The sequence below is a fragment of the Bacteroidales bacterium genome, from assembly GCA_016707785.1.
GTDB lineage: Bacteria > Bacteroidota > Bacteroidia > Bacteroidales > UBA4417 > UBA4417.
On sequence record JADJGZ010000012.1, the window covers coordinates 79,774 to 94,194 of the forward strand.

The window sequence follows — 14,421 nt, forward strand, 5'->3', positions numbered from 1 at the left end:
AAAATTGGATTAATTACTCCGTCTAAATCCAGGATCTGAGTTTATAATATAAGAGTGCGGCAGCTTCTCTAGCCACCTGGACTTCATAGATTAAATGATTCCAGAATTGATACCTTATTTGTTTATTATGCCCAATGGGGGGAAGGCCTTGCGTTCCTTTCAGATCCATATCATTAAAGAAAAGGTTCTTCTCATCGATGGAAATAGTGTATGTCGGGAATCCCTTCACAACCGTAAATCCAACTTTCTCAAAGGAAAGAATGGCACGATACATATGTTCAGGGGAGGTAACAATCGCAATAGGTTTCTTTTTGTCCAATAAGATTTCACCTATTTTCATGGCTTGCTGGCGTGTATTCCTTCCAATATTTTCAAATTGAATTCTATTGTTTTCCACACCTCGTAAGTTGAGTTCTTTTTTAAATTGAAGGGGTGAGTCAAGATCGTCTGCACTATCACCGGGTAATGCAATGATAATCTTTGACATAGGGTATTTCTGAGCTAGAATTGCAGTAAAATAGCTTCTCAGTAAACCGTCTTCACTTGGCATACCAGCCCCTCCCATTAGGATGATAGCTGATGGTTCACTAGCAATAATACCCTTGTGGGTTCCCAGCCAATGCCTGGCGTGAAAAGGAAGGGTTGTAAAGGCAAGGATTATGGCTAAAAGAAATATCAACCCTGCTGAATACATCAGGACTTTGAGAATTCTGTAAAACAAATGGATCTTTTTTTTCATTCAGAGACAAACAAAGTCAAGCCTCCATCATTTTTTCCATCATTGATTGTGCCGAAAAAATTCTCATCCATCTTTACTTCAAGTGAATTGGCCTGCAAATATTGAGCGGTTACCTTTACTTTCTGATCAGCTGATACCCTTACTTTAACATAATTGTAAACCATGCCTTCTCCTTTAGGATTCTTTATCAGTTTACTTTCTGAGAAAACAACGAACGCTTCCTTGTTTTTAACAGCGTTGGGTGCAAAAAACTCCCATGTGGAAAGCTGCATGCCTCCAATTGCATCGGGCACTTTTTCCTGTTCTTCATTATCACTGATCAACTTGAATTTTGAATACTGGAAAACAGCGGTAACTTTTTTTCCGTTTTTCAGGGTAGCCATCAGGTCATCAAATGAAGTGATTTGCTGGGATACTGAAGAAAAAGGTAATACTAGAACAAAAAGCGCAAGGATGAAGACATATTTTTTAAGCATATAGTTGTTATTTTCAGTTGATGATCTAGGGTTTTCGAATGATGAACAGAGGTGTCTGAATGATATTGCTGATGTGTTGAGCACGATCCTTAATAAATACCTCAAATCCTATGGTGTCACTCTCCAGAAGAGGCCATGCATAATAAAGTTCAAGGTCAATACTGATCTCACCTTTTATGTTTTTGTTTTTTCCGGCAGGGGTAAGTATGGGTATTCTTGCATTAAAACCAAGATTTGTATCTGAGGGAATCAATTCAGTCATTTGACCATTTTTCATATACATAAACTTCATATAGAAGTTATACTTGTATGGTTCAATTGTATCATAGTCATATAGCCCGATATCCCCATCCCCATCGGTGTAAGAAATTGTGAGCTGACCCAAAGAATCGTGGTTGTTAATATCTGACATTACTCCAAAACCCTGGTATTGGATTACTGGTTCAATAGGGTATTGATCTTCCTTAATGCAAGAGGTAAGCATACTAATGGCGGGCAGTAGCAGAAATAGGACTATCTTTGGCAAACTTTTCATCATTTTAATTCAGGGGAATAAAAATACAATTTTTTGAATGGAAAGGGAAACATTGAGACATCAGATATTTTCAGTCAGTAATCGTAAAGAATTCAACGATCTGGCGGTTAAAATATTTCATTATCAATATAAAGGAAATTCAATCTATCATCAATTCGTTGATGGACTTAAGAAAGATCCCTCAGATATCAATTCCATCCGGGAAATTCCTTTTCTGCCGGTTTCATTCTTTAAGACACATAAAGTAGTAACAGGGGACTACCCGGAGCAGTTGGTTTTTGAAAGTTCAGGGACCACAGGGATGGTTCCTGCCAGGCACTACATTGCTGATCCGGGGCTTTATGAAGAAAGCTTCACCCGGGGATTTGAAATGTTTTACAACTCTTTGAAGGATTACAATATTTTCGCACTTCTCCCTTCCTACCTTGAAAGAGGGAACTCCTCTCTTGTTTATATGATCGAAAAACTGCGATGGAAGAGTAACCAGCTTTTTGGTGGGTTCTATCTTAACGAATTGGATTCATTGGTGTTGCATCTAAATGAAGCCAGGGACGCGGGTAACAAAATTATTCTTTTCGGAGTCTCCTATGCACTTTTGGATTTGGTGGAAAAGTTTTCACTAAACCTCCAGGATGCACTGATTTTTGAAACAGGCGGAATGAAAGGCCGTAGGACAGAGCTGACAAGAATGGAATTGCATAACTCCCTCATGCAAGGATTTGGTGTCGGGTCTATACATTCAGAGTACGGAATGACCGAATTATTATCTCAGGCATGGTCAGGAGGTGAGGGAATTTATCATTGTCCTCCCTGGATGCAGATTATGATCAGCGACCCTAATGACCCCATCTCCTTATTAGATCAAGGTGTTAGTGGTGGAATAAATATCATCGACCTTGCCAATATAGATAGCTGCTCTTTTATAGCTACTCAGGATTTGGGGAAAGTATATAATGATGGTTCATTCGAAGTTTTGGGGCGATTCGATGCCAGTGATATAAGAGGTTGTTCCTTGTTAATTGCCTGAAGATCCTTTGCTTCCTCTTGAAGGTTCACCCTTTTTCAGATCTCGGCTTTGCGTATAATTTCCGGGGAATCATTCCTGGGTGAATTAACCAGATCAGATATGGCATATGCTTCCATTAGTTCTGATGCACAGGGCTTTAACAATGAAAGTAATTGTTGTTCGCTGTTAGAATTCAACCAAATGCTTTCATCCCTGGGGTCCAGGATTACAGGCATTCTTTCATGGATAGGTTTCATGAAACTATTAGCCGCCGTTGTCACAATTGTAAAGGAATGAATTAAATTCCCCTGTGGATCTTTCCATCGATCCCAAAGGCCTGCAAAAGAGAAAATTGGATGTTCCTTAAGAAAGATCCTGTAGGGAATTTTATGTCCATTTTGTTTCCATTCATAGAAACTATCTGCGGGTACCAAACATCGTTGCGAACGCAATGGAACCCGGTACGAAGGCTTTTCAGTGATGGATTCTGCCCTTGCATTGATCATCTTATTTCCGATCCCCGGATCTTTAGCCCACGAAGGAATCAATCCCCACTTATAATAACTAAGTTGCTTCGGATTTTGATTACTGATAACAGCCATCATTTGGGTTGGAGCGCAGTTATACCTTGAAATATAAGGAGTTGTCCCTCCTTCGGTCTCAAACCTGAGATTGAGTTCAAGCTCATTCACTGTTAATGAAAATCGGCCACACATAGGTTCCTTTTGATTGATATTGTTGAAGAAACTACATTGTTATCGTCCATGGAACACCTTGCTTCATCAGCATTTTTCTTCTCAATGCTACAGTAATTGAGAATTTAATTTAAAGATAGCAGATTATCTCATTCAGCCTGTTATATTTGTAGAATCAACATGTTTCAAGCAGATACTAAACAAAAGGTTTATGAAAAAGTTTGCAGTTATTCTGGCAGGATGTGGAGTCTATGATGGTGCAGAGATCCATGAGGCTGTCCTGACTCTTCTTGCTATTGAAAAAAATGGAGCCGGTTATGATATTTTTGCTCCTGATATCTTACAGCATCATGTCGTTAACCATTCCACAGGCCAGGAAATGAATGAAACCAGGAACGTATTGGTAGAAAGTGCAAGGATAGCCAGGGGAAAGATCAAACCGTTAAATGACCTGGATGTCAGGACCTTTGATGCAATCATTTTTCCTGGAGGTTTTGGTGTTGCTAAAAATCTCTGCAACTTTGCATTTAAAGGAGATCAATGTTCAGTTGATCCTACCGTTTCAACACTTATCCGGGAAGCTATCAGCCACAGGAAACCCATCGGAGCCCTCTGTATTTCACCTGTTATCCTTGCAAAAATACTTGGAAATGTTTCCATTACAATTGGGGACGAAGCAGAAACGGTGGAACTTGTTGAAAAGATGGGCGCTCAGCATATTGTAGCGGGACATGGACAGGTTGTTATCGATGATAAGCACAAGGTTTTCTCCACTCCATGTTATATGTTGGATGCTACCATTTCCCAGATTGCGGAAGGAGCCGATAATATTGTGAAAGCGATGTTAAAATCAATGTAGGCTATTCAGACTTTAAATTTTTCAGCCCCATTAGTATTACTTCTGCATGATCAAAAGCCAGTGATGGAAGGTCGTTAGTCCTGAACCAACCGGCTTCACTTGCATCGTCACCTGCTATTACCTTATCATCCTCTTCGGTCATTATTCCCCAGAAAACTGTGCTGATAGTTCTGTGCCGGGGATCTCTGTTCACACTACTAAATGTGTGCAATTGCTTAAGCTCAATTCCTGAAAGGCCTGTTTCTTCCTGTAGTTCTCTCTGGATAGCTTCTTCCAGTGTTTCATCCATTTCGATAAAACCACCTGGTAATGCCCACATATCTTTGAAAGGTTCGTTTCCTCTTCGTATAAGAAGAACTTCAGTCCCCTGTTTCACATCTCTGAAAATCAGCGCATCAACGGTAACAGCAGCCCTGGGGTAATCGTAACAGTAACTCATTCCTCTTCCTCCACTTCAACGTTTACGGAACTCAGTGAACTTTTTGTTAAACCTTCAACAATAATCACAATTTCTCCTTTGGGTGGATGGGCTTTGTACCAGGAAGCAATTTCATGGAGGCTCCCCCGACGGGTTTCTTCATATATTTTTGTCAACTCTCGTGATACACTTACTCTGCGTTCCATACCCAGGAATTCTCCAAGTTGTTCCAGCGTTTTTACCAGACGAAAGGGTGATTCATAAAGGATAAATGTATAAGGCAATGTTGCCAGTTCCTTTAATCGGGTTTGTCTGCCTTTCTTATGGGGCAGGAAACCTTCAAAGAAGAATTTGTCACTAGGAAATCCTGAATTCACCAGGGCAGGAACAAAGGCTGTAGGACCAGGCAGGCATTCTACTTCAATTCCGGCTTGCAAACAAGCCCTTATGAGAAGGAATCCCGGATCTGATATTCCCGGAGTGCCGGCATCAGTGATAACTGCCATAGTTTGACCGGAGGCAATCTGACGAATCAAAGAATCAAGTACTTTATGCTCATTAAACTGGTGATGAGCCATCAGCTTTTTCTCTATTTCATAATGCTTTAATAGTTTGGAGGATGTCCGGGTGTCTTCCGCAAGGATAACATCCACCTCCTTCAATACCCTCAATGCCCTTAGAGTGATATCTTCCAGATTGCCAATCGGGGTAGGAACCAGGTATAGTTTCATTGAATGCTGTGATTTCTGATTTTGAGTAAAATTACCAATGGGTTGCACTATTCATAAAATCCTTTACCAATCTGAAAATATCGGAATATTCAGTAAAGGGTAGTTTGGAAAAGAGATCATCTTCATTGTGGTATTCACTGAATTCCTTGCCCATTGAATAAATAAAGACGGCCGGGACTCCCTTTTTATAAAATGGACAGTGATCGCTATTGCAGGATTCACCTCTTTCCTTAACAGTCAGTATATACTCCTGGTCTGCATTTATTTTTACCATTCTCTGGTAGGCCTCCTTAAACTTGCTGCCATTGACTACAGTAATTCCTTCACTTCCTGTCCCTATCATATCAATATTCATGAGGAATTTCACTTTCTTCAAATTGAAAGGCGGATGTTCGGCACAGTAATTTGAACCATGAAGCCCAGCCTCCTCTCCACTGAGAAGTATGAAAACCATTGAATAAGCCGGAGCATTGCTTTGAATGGAGTAATGTCTTGCAAGGTCCATGACCATTGCAGTGCCACTGGCATTATCATTGGCACCCGGGAAATATACTTCTTCCCCCATTCGGCCAAGGTGATCATAATGGGCTGTAAAAACAAGAAATGTATCCGGGTATACCGATCCTTTTATGAAGCCAATTACATTCTGGGTTTTATAATTGCGGTAAAATTTACTTTCAACATTAAGGCTAATAGAATGGGAACGTGAGGGTAAGCTGCTTTTTATGATGTCAATAACAGGGTAATTGAATGGTTTATACCCGATCATCACCGACCAGGAGAGTTTTTGATCGTTTACAAAGATCAGTCCTTTGGCATTTAAATAATTGGTGTATTTAAGTGAATCTATCCCTGAAAGGATCCTTTTATCTGAAATACCTTGCCGGTCAATTAAAATGAACTTGTCAGCATAACTTCTTTTTAAGTGCTTCCTCAATTTTGCGGGATTAATAAGATCAGCAGCATTCACCCTGATGATTCGAAATGTTCCTTTGATGGTTGGAGAAGCAGCCCAAACCTGGAATTGACTGCCGGCATCGAGTGACTGCCCGTCAATTGATACTTCAAGTTTTCCTGGTAGGGTATTGATTGGAAAATCGTAGGCTTGCATAAACGAATCCCCGAACGGTTGAATATTTAACGTGCGGAATTCATTTGCAAGAAACTCAGCAGCTTTGCTGTCTCCTCCATTAACATATCCTCTCCCCTCAAAAGATGGAGAACTCAGCGTATCAACCAGGTGTTTTGCATAATTAAGATCCTGTGCTCTAACACCCGATATGTTTATTAGTAGAAAGAAAATTAACAGGAAGGAACTGCAAAAGAATTTATTCATCCCCGGTACATTATTATACCTGATTAGTCTTGCCATTTATAGATTGAATTTCCTTCGGACCATCTCATATAGAAGGCTCACCAATGGAGAGTCAGCAGGCCATTTATGATTTAACCGCAAAGTTCCGAGATAGGTCTCCGCTTCATTAAGGTGTGAAGAGCCATTGAGCTGAACAATCGCTTTTTCATAAGCCAAAGGATCGCCACCAAATAATTCGTTGATAAAAGCAAATTTCTCTGCCAGCCCGATCACAGATTTCAAATCAGTAATGTGCACATTTCCCAGCCTGGTTCCAAGCGAGCCTTCTTTTTGAGAACCTGATGAAATGACGTCGCTCAATGATTTATGATCTGACTTGAATTTATCAGCAAGGGTATGTGAAGGATTGGAGGGCACCTCGTCAATAGCAGCTGGTATAGCAGGAGGGACTGGTTCGGTTTCTTGTTTCTCCGGGACTACTTCAGCAATAATTTCTTCCTTGACAGGAATATCCGGAGTTGTTTCTTTAGGCAGAGGATCTGTTTGAACAGCCGCACTTATATCAGGTTCAGGTTTTGATTCAGGTTCAGGATCCGATTCTGTTACACTTGTGCGATCAGGAATGACTGTAGGATTCAAATTCACTGCTTTAAGCTGCTCCTGCTGGTGTTGGATGTTCATATGGCCTATGATTTTAAACTTTTCATAGAGTTGCCTGAGATCATCCAGAATAAGATCAAGTTCGAGTTGTGAAATTTTTCCAGTTGAAGTATAAAGTGTATTGTACCTCGCAACAACTTTTCTGATGAGTTCATCAGCTTCTCGGGAGAGGCGGTTGATTTCCATAGTATATACAGGTTTGGTTATGTTTTCTACAGGCTTCCTTTGTAAACCTGAGGTTTGGTTTGGATAAATCCTTATGTTTGTATGATAAACAAATGCTGGTTAAAAGTACTAAAGATAAGCCAATAGAAGAGCATGTTTATTGAAAATACAGCTAATCTTACTCAGCGTCGGGGATGGATCGAAGTGATCTGTGGTTCCATGTTCTCAGGAAAAACTGAAGAACTGATTCGTCGTTTAAACAGGGCAAGAATCGCCAGGCAAAAAGTTGAAATCTTTAAGCCTGAAATTGATAAACGCTATGATGAAATCAATGTTGTTTCACATAATGAGAACAGTATACGCTCGATTCCTATTCAGACTGCTTCAGAAATATTGCTGTATATTGAAGGATGTGATGTGATTGGTATTGATGAAGCGCAGTTTCTGGATGCTGATTTACCGGCCGTTTGCAATTATATAGCCAGCCAGGGTACAAGAGTGATTGTGGCCGGACTGGATATGGACTTCCAGGGTAATCCATTTGGACCTATACCCACACTCATGGCAACCGCTGAGTATGTTACGAAAGTTCATGCGATCTGTATGCAATGTGGTGATCTTGCCCATTATTCACATCGGCTTGTAGAAGGTGAAAAACTGGTCCTACTTGGAGAAAAAGAGAGTTATGAACCGCTTTGCCGTAAATGTTTTACTGCCCGGAAAAATGCTGCTCCCTCATTATAAATTCTAATGATCCTGGATAATGAAAACTAGTTTAGCCATTCTTTTTGTTACGGTGCTCATTAGTAGTTGCACTTTCAAAGAAAAGGAAGATGTTGTGAGAATTTCCACACCTTTAGGTGATATTGATGTAAAGCTTTATGATAAGACCCCCTTACATCATGACAATTTTCTGAAATTGGTTGAATCGGGTTATTATGATGGATTACTTTTCCACCGGGTAATCAATAATTTTATGATACAGGGAGGCGATCCTGATTCAAGGCATGCTAGTCCCGGACAGTTTCTGGGTAATGGTGATACTACCTACACATTGCCTTTTGAATATGTTCCCCAATACATCCACAAAAGAGGGGTACTTGCAGCTGCCCGTGAAAGTGATGATATTAATCCAAAGAAAGAGTCATCGGGTTCTCAGTTCTACATCGTTCAAGGCAAAAAATTCACTGATGAAGAACTAAATGCTGTAGAGCTAAAAGTTGAACGGAGAACAAAGCAGTACATTTTATTCAGTCTTCTGAAAAAGCAAGCAGATACAATTGCATATAATCAATTTAAATCTTTTGTAGATCGAAGGGATACTGCAAATATTCGGATGGTAGTAGAAAAATACCATAATGCTATCGAAGCTGAATATATGAGAACTAAGCCATTCAAACTCACAGAGAATCAGCGACAGATATATAAAACCATAGGGGGAACCCCGCACCTGGATGGAGCATACACGGTATTTGGTGAGGTCATCAGTGGCATGGAAATTGTTGATCAGATTGCTGCCATGAAAAGGGATACCAATGATAGGCCAGAAACAGATATCCGTATGACCATGAAGGTTATAAGTCGTCGCAAATAAATACAATGAACAATTCTGGTCTTAACTTCTTATAATAATAAAGCAAATCATCATGAAAAAAGTAACGTTCATTTCATTCATCCTCTTATTCATTTTTTCAATGGAACTTGATGCACAAAAACAGACTAAAGTATTGATTCACACAGATTATGGAGATATTAAGCTGGTCCTTTACAACGATACTCCCAAACACCGGGATAATTTTGTTAAACTAGCTAATGAAGGGTTCTTCAATGGTTCAATCTTCCATAGAGTGATCAATAGTTTTATGGTTCAGGGTGGTGGTGCTGCCGCCGGGAAACCTGAAAAAGATTACAGGGTTCCTGCTGAAATTCTGCCTGCTCATATTCACAAAAAAGGAGCGCTAGCTGCTGCCCGTATGGGTGACCAGGTAAATCCCAAGAAAGAGTCCTCCGGTTCTCAGTTTTACATTGTCCAGGGCGCTAAGTACACTGATGCCCAGTTAAACCAGTTTGAAGGACAAATGGGTAAAAAATTCACAGCTGAACAAAGAAAAGCTTATACAACTGTCGGAGGCACCCCTCATTTGGATGGAGCATATACAGTTTTTGGAGAAGTAATTGAAGGCATTGATGTTGTTGATAAAATTGCTGCCGTTAAAACGGGCCCTGGTGACAAACCTGTTCAGGATGTCAAAATGACAGTGAAAGTCCTTTAATTTGAGCAGCGATATTTGAGTGAGAGCCGGATATGTCAGGTTAGTTTCCAATAATTTGACAGACAGCTTTCTTATCCTTGAAACAAATTTTTTCCGAACTTTGCAAACCTGTTGATTTATCAGCAGGTTTGCTTTTTATTGGCCTATCCGCTCCGGATATAAAGATTATGGTATGAAAGATAAAGTTAACAACCTCCTGGAAGAAGTAAAAAGCTTCTCAACTGAGAATATGGAACACCTGGAACAATTCAGGATCAAGTTCCTTGGTAGGAAAGGTTTGCTTCAGGATTTGTTTGAAGAGTTTAAAACATTAACGGTTGAACAAAAGAAAGATGCCGGGCAATTGTTAAATCTCTTGAAGAACGCTGCACAGGAAAAAGTTAACCAGTTAAAGGAGATGTTGGAAGGAAGTGAGCAGAAGGAGGATATCAATGTCGATTTAACTATGCCCGCTTCATTCCGGGAGGCAGGGTCCCGTCATCCTTTGAATATTGTAAGGAATGAGATTATTCGCATTTTCTCAAGGCTGGGATTTACTGTTAGTGAAGGCCCTGAAATAGAAGATGATTGGCATAATTTCTCTGCATTGAACTTCCCTCCGGAGCATCCGGCACGTGATATGCAGGATACCTTCTTCATTGAAAAAGATCCGGATATAGCTTTACGTACGCATACCTCAAGCGTTCAGATTCGAACTATGGAAACTACCAAGCCCCCTATCCGGGCCATTTTCCCTGGTCGGGTTTACCGCAATGAAGCTATTTCAGCCCGCGCTCACTGCTTCTTTCACCAGGTAGAAGGACTCTACATTGATAAGAATGTTTCATATGCTGATTTAAGGCAAACCTTACTCTATTTTGCTAAAGAAATGTTTGCTCCTGATACCAGGATTCGTCTGCGTCCTTCATACTTTCCTTTTACTGAGCCTTCTGCAGAAATGGATATTTCATGTAACCTTTGTGGTGGAAAAGGATGCGGATTCTGCAAATACACTGGATGGGTAGAAATTCTTGGCTGTGGTATGGTGGATCCTAATGTTCTGGAAAATTGTGGAATCGATAGCAAGATTTATAGTGGATTCGCTTTTGGAATGGGTATTGAACGTATCACCAACCTGAAATACCAGGTGAAAGATTTGAGAATGTTCTCTGAGAATGACATCAGGTTCCTGAGGCAGTTTGAGTCTTCATTCTGATCTTCCCAATGCACTAATATATAAAAGAAATCAGCCTCTTTGTATTATTACAGTACTCCACATATTGGGGGAATTTCTGCTTTAGAAGCTTTTCTTCATAATTCAATTTGATCAGTAGGTCAAGGGCCAATAAGAGTCCCATCACCAGTTTTATTACATTGAATTCTGCCAGTACCAAAGGAAGGGAAAGCAAGATCAAAGATGCATACATGGGATGCCTGATCAGTTTGTAAGGTCCTTTGGTAACAAGTCGTGCCATTTCTCCCGGGCTTGGAGTAATGCGAAGATTATCCAATTGCATGATTACAATAGACCAAATTGCCAAAAAACCTGATAATGCAACTATGATTAAGCTCCAGGCATTCATATTCATCCACGATGTTTGAATCACAAGATATGCAGCAGTAATTACCTGTACTGAAACCAGGGTGTATTCAAGAGATTTACTCTTCATCATTCTTATATAACTTGACAATAGAATCTCCTGCCTTCTTCTGAATTTCGATCTTATGCAATTCGATATCTTCCAATAATGGTCCTATCTCTTTAATTCCAGACTGATTTACAAGTATAGCTGCCTGGACCCCCTGTATTTTTCTTAAACTCGCTGAAACTGTATCTATGTGCTGCTGATAAGCTGCGCCTTGCATCAGGAGAAAGAAATTTATCTGTTTAAGCGAAGGAATCAGGAAAGTACTATTATTGTTATTCGCAATGAGGCAGAAGTCGGTCCTTAGATCCGGATGGTAATAGGTGAAGAATGGGAAATAGGAAAGAGAATCATTTTTTACATTAAAAACCGGGAGGTCTTCCTCGTTTATCAGGTTTATCTGCAAACTCTCGTTAATGTAATGAACCAGTTTATAATCGCGATGCGATGTAGCAATTCCTATTAGGGCAATTGCAAATTCTGTTACAGCATCCAAACGGTTTTTCCTGGCCATGGCTCAATAGCATATTCCATGATAAAATTAAGCAAAACCTTTATAATCAGGAATGTCAGGCGAAACTTAATTTCAACATATTTGTGTTACCAGAAATATAGATAGGGGTACTAGCAACATTAACCAACAAATCACCTTTCCTGATCAAGTCAGCTGAAATCAATTTTTCAGTAATTTTTTTAAGGGTCCTTGTGGTGGATTGCTCAATTTCATTGAAATAGACAGCTCTAACTCCCCATACTAAGCTTAAAGTACAAACAAGGTAAGGGTCATTTGAAAAAATAAAAATATCCTGCCGTGGTCGTTGACTGCTGATCCTGAAAGCAGAATAACCTGTATGGGTCATGGCCAGGATTGCCCGGGCATTTGATTCGCGGGCAATTTTACAGGCAGCAAAGAGAATGGAATCACTAATGATACTGACTTTATTTTCGGGGTCAACATGATGTTCCTTATTATAGATATCCTGGAATTCTTCGACCTCAGTAATGATCTTCTTCATAGTCTGAATCACTTCAACCGGAAACATTCCTACTGAAGTCTCACCACTTAACATAACAGCATCGGCACCATCGAGCACAGAATTGGCAACATCATTGACCTCAGCCCTTGTTGGCCTGATGTTGGAGATCATTCCTTCCATCATCTGGGTGGCGATTATTACGGGTTTTGAGGCACTCACACATTTCGAAACAAGGGTTTTCTGAACAAGGGGAACCTGTTCAAGAGGGAGTTCAACACCAAGATCACCCCTGGCAACCATTATACCATCGGTAGCAGCAATAATTTCATCCATATTTTTTACTGCTTCCGGTTTCTCGATTTTTGCAATAATCCGGGGACGGAATGATTCCTGGGTTAATAATTCTATTTCCTTTCTAAGTTCAACAATATCATTGCCTGACCTGACAAACGACAATGCAACCCAATTCACTTTTTGGCTAATAGCAAACTCAAGATCTCTTTTGTCTTTTACCGTTAAAGAAGGAATCGAAACATTGGTATTGGGCAGATTAACGCCTTTTTTTGAAGATAATGGGCCTCCATGAACTACTCTGACCTTTACTTCATCAGATCCATTTGTTTCGATTACTCTGAATTGTAATTTCCCGTCATCAAGGAGTATATCTTCTCCAGCTTTTACATCTTTGGCAAATTCAGGATAAGTAATATATAAACGGTCAACCGTAGAAATTGATTCTTTAGTTGTAATAATCAGTTCATGATGATCTTCCATCTGAACTATTCCATTTTCCATGATTCCAATCCTGATTTTAGGCCCTTGTAAATCAGCCAGGATAGAAACATGTGTTCCTAATTCAAGGTTTAACTGCCTAATCGAGATGATCACTTTTTCATGATCTTCATACGTGCCATGGGAGAAATTCAACCGGAAGACATTTACACCATTTTCTATCAGTTTCCTGAGCATATCAGGCGAAGAAGACGCTGGTCCTATTGTAGCAACAATTTTGGTTTTCATCCAGGTACAGATTTATTGGTTTCTTACTGCGTCTTTAATCTCGATATAGATAGTCTCTATTTCGGGAATATGTGAGATGATTTCAGCTTTAATCTTATCAATAAGGTTTTCGGCATCATAAATTTTCATGTCATCTTCAAGATCAACAGATAAGAGAACCATATATTTATGATTGCCTGTTACCATGGTCTGCACCCTGTTGATATGTTTAATCTTTTGATAGGAGTGAATGATTTCTTTGATTTTATTTCTTTCGTCCCGGGGAATACTTTCACCAATTATTAGTGCTTTAACTTCAATGATCAGCATAATTGAAATCACCAGGAGCAATACTCCAACCATAATACTACCAATTGCATCAAAGATTGGATCCACCTGCCATGCCAGTAAAGTCGAAATCAGGACAATGATTAGGCCGAGCAAAGCCGCAGAATCTTCAAAGATCACTACTACCAGGTTGACATCATTGGATTGTTGCAGGGCTTTTAAAAGAGGTTGTTTATGGGTTTTTCTGAATTCCTTATAAGCTACCTGGAATGATTTGGCTTCAATGATAATGGATGATATTAAAACAATAAACAACCACTTTACTCCGGTTATCTCCTCCGGATGAATAGTCTTTTCAATTCCTTCTATAATAGAGAACAGCGCGCCGACAAAAAACAGTAATACGGCAACTATCAGCGACCAGAAGAAAATCTCCCTGGTATAGCCCAGACTATGCATTTCATTAGCTGCTTTTTTAGAACGTTTATTTCCAATAAGGAGTAATACCTGGTTGAATGAATCAGCCGTGGAATGTATAGATTCTGCCAGCATGGCAGCACTTCCGGTAATGAAGGAAACAATGAATTTGATGATCGCAATAAGAAGATTACCACCCAGGGCAAAAAATACGGCTTTATTTGATCCGTGCGTACTCATGAA

At 39.9% G+C, this 14,421-nt stretch carries 18 protein-coding genes; 6 read left to right on the forward strand and 12 right to left on the reverse strand.

The annotated features are described in order from the left end of the window. Positions 1 to 22: 22 nt before the first annotated feature. The 3 genes from IPH84_08220 to IPH84_08230 are packed head-to-tail and all read right to left on the reverse strand — an operon-like array spanning position 23 to position 1,741. On the reverse strand, positions 23 to 739 hold the full coding sequence (locus tag IPH84_08220) for a YdcF family protein (protein ID MBK7173205.1): 717 nt from the start codon (positions 737 to 739) through the stop codon (positions 23 to 25). Beyond that, complete coding sequence (locus IPH84_08225; GenBank protein ID MBK7173206.1) at positions 736 to 1,215, reverse strand: hypothetical protein; 480 nt, start codon at positions 1,213 to 1,215, stop codon at positions 736 to 738. Before IPH84_08225 ends, IPH84_08220 begins: the two co-directional genes overlap by 4 nt. Before the next feature lie 25 nt (positions 1,216 to 1,240). After that, positions 1,241 to 1,741, reverse strand: a complete 501-nt coding sequence (locus IPH84_08230; protein ID MBK7173207.1) for a hypothetical protein — start codon at positions 1,739 to 1,741, stop codon at positions 1,241 to 1,243. 46 nt (positions 1,742 to 1,787) lie between these two features. On the opposite strand from IPH84_08230, the gene IPH84_08235 reads away from it, so the two are divergent. Beyond that, positions 1,788 to 2,777 (forward strand): acyl transferase, encoded by a 990-nt coding sequence (locus IPH84_08235; protein ID MBK7173208.1) that lies wholly within the window; start codon positions 1,788 to 1,790, stop codon positions 2,775 to 2,777. 35 nt (positions 2,778 to 2,812) lie between these two features. On the opposite strand, the gene IPH84_08240 is transcribed toward IPH84_08235, so the two are convergent. Beyond that, complete coding sequence (locus IPH84_08240; protein MBK7173209.1) at positions 2,813 to 3,472, reverse strand: SOS response-associated peptidase; 660 nt, start codon at positions 3,470 to 3,472, stop codon at positions 2,813 to 2,815. Positions 3,473 to 3,662: 190 nt separating this feature from the next. Between IPH84_08240 and elbB the strand changes: the two genes are divergently transcribed. Further along, on the forward strand, positions 3,663 to 4,310 hold the full coding sequence (gene elbB / locus IPH84_08245; GenBank protein MBK7173210.1) for an isoprenoid biosynthesis glyoxalase ElbB: 648 nt from the start codon (positions 3,663 to 3,665) through the stop codon (positions 4,308 to 4,310). A 1-nt stretch (position 4,311) separates the two neighbouring features. Here the strand turns inward: elbB and IPH84_08250 are convergent, their stop codons facing one another. The 4 genes from IPH84_08250 to IPH84_08265 are packed head-to-tail and all read right to left on the reverse strand — an operon-like array spanning position 4,312 to position 7,620. After that, positions 4,312 to 4,749, reverse strand: a complete 438-nt coding sequence (locus IPH84_08250; protein MBK7173211.1) for an NUDIX hydrolase — start codon at positions 4,747 to 4,749, stop codon at positions 4,312 to 4,314. Further along, complete coding sequence (gene rsmI, locus IPH84_08255; GenBank protein MBK7173212.1) at positions 4,746 to 5,459, reverse strand: 16S rRNA (cytidine(1402)-2'-O)-methyltransferase; 714 nt, start codon at positions 5,457 to 5,459, stop codon at positions 4,746 to 4,748. Before rsmI ends, IPH84_08250 begins: the two co-directional genes overlap by 4 nt. 31 nt (positions 5,460 to 5,490) lie before the next feature. Further along, positions 5,491 to 6,831 (reverse strand): M28 family peptidase, encoded by a 1,341-nt coding sequence (locus IPH84_08260; protein MBK7173213.1) that lies wholly within the window; start codon positions 6,829 to 6,831, stop codon positions 5,491 to 5,493. Next, positions 6,832 to 7,620 carry a hypothetical protein gene (locus IPH84_08265; protein ID MBK7173214.1) on the reverse strand — a complete coding sequence of 263 codons (789 nt, stop codon included), beginning with the start codon at positions 7,618 to 7,620 and terminating at the stop codon, positions 6,832 to 6,834. Positions 7,621 to 7,752: 132 nt separating this feature from the next. On the opposite strand from IPH84_08265, the gene IPH84_08270 reads away from it, so the two are divergent. From IPH84_08270 to pheS, 4 genes are all read left to right on the forward strand, one after another. Next, entirely contained in the window at positions 7,753 to 8,343 is a 591-nt protein-coding gene (locus IPH84_08270; protein ID MBK7173215.1) for a thymidine kinase, read from the forward strand. A gap of 19 nt (positions 8,344 to 8,362) precedes the next feature. Next, the gene (locus IPH84_08275; protein ID MBK7173216.1) at positions 8,363 to 9,193 is read left to right on the forward strand and encodes a peptidylprolyl isomerase; all 831 of its coding nucleotides are present in this window, start codon (positions 8,363 to 8,365) and stop codon (positions 9,191 to 9,193) included. A gap of 52 nt (positions 9,194 to 9,245) precedes the next feature. After that, entirely contained in the window at positions 9,246 to 9,872 is a 627-nt protein-coding gene (locus tag IPH84_08280; GenBank protein MBK7173217.1) for a peptidylprolyl isomerase, read from the forward strand. Positions 9,873 to 10,044: 172 nt separating this feature from the next. Further along, positions 10,045 to 11,067 carry a phenylalanine--tRNA ligase subunit alpha gene (gene pheS / locus IPH84_08285; GenBank protein ID MBK7173218.1) on the forward strand — a complete coding sequence of 341 codons (1,023 nt, stop codon included), beginning with the start codon at positions 10,045 to 10,047 and terminating at the stop codon, positions 11,065 to 11,067. A gap of 13 nt (positions 11,068 to 11,080) precedes the next feature. Here the strand turns inward: pheS and IPH84_08290 are convergent, their stop codons facing one another. From IPH84_08290 to IPH84_08305, 4 genes are read right to left on the reverse strand one after another with little or no spacing between them, the layout of a single operon-like run. After that, positions 11,081 to 11,521 (reverse strand): hypothetical protein, encoded by a 441-nt coding sequence (locus IPH84_08290; protein ID MBK7173219.1) that lies wholly within the window; start codon positions 11,519 to 11,521, stop codon positions 11,081 to 11,083. Beyond that, on the reverse strand, positions 11,511 to 12,011 hold the full coding sequence (locus IPH84_08295) for an IPExxxVDY family protein (GenBank protein ID MBK7173220.1): 501 nt from the start codon (positions 12,009 to 12,011) through the stop codon (positions 11,511 to 11,513). Before IPH84_08295 ends, IPH84_08290 begins: the two co-directional genes overlap by 11 nt. A 55-nt stretch (positions 12,012 to 12,066) precedes the next feature. After that, positions 12,067 to 13,494, reverse strand: a complete 1,428-nt coding sequence (pyk, locus tag IPH84_08300) for a pyruvate kinase (protein MBK7173221.1) — start codon at positions 13,492 to 13,494, stop codon at positions 12,067 to 12,069. 12 nt (positions 13,495 to 13,506) lie between these two features. Continuing rightward, positions 13,507 to 14,418 (reverse strand): cation transporter, encoded by a 912-nt coding sequence (locus IPH84_08305; protein MBK7173222.1) that lies wholly within the window; start codon positions 14,416 to 14,418, stop codon positions 13,507 to 13,509. Positions 14,419 to 14,421: the final 3 nt, after the last annotated feature.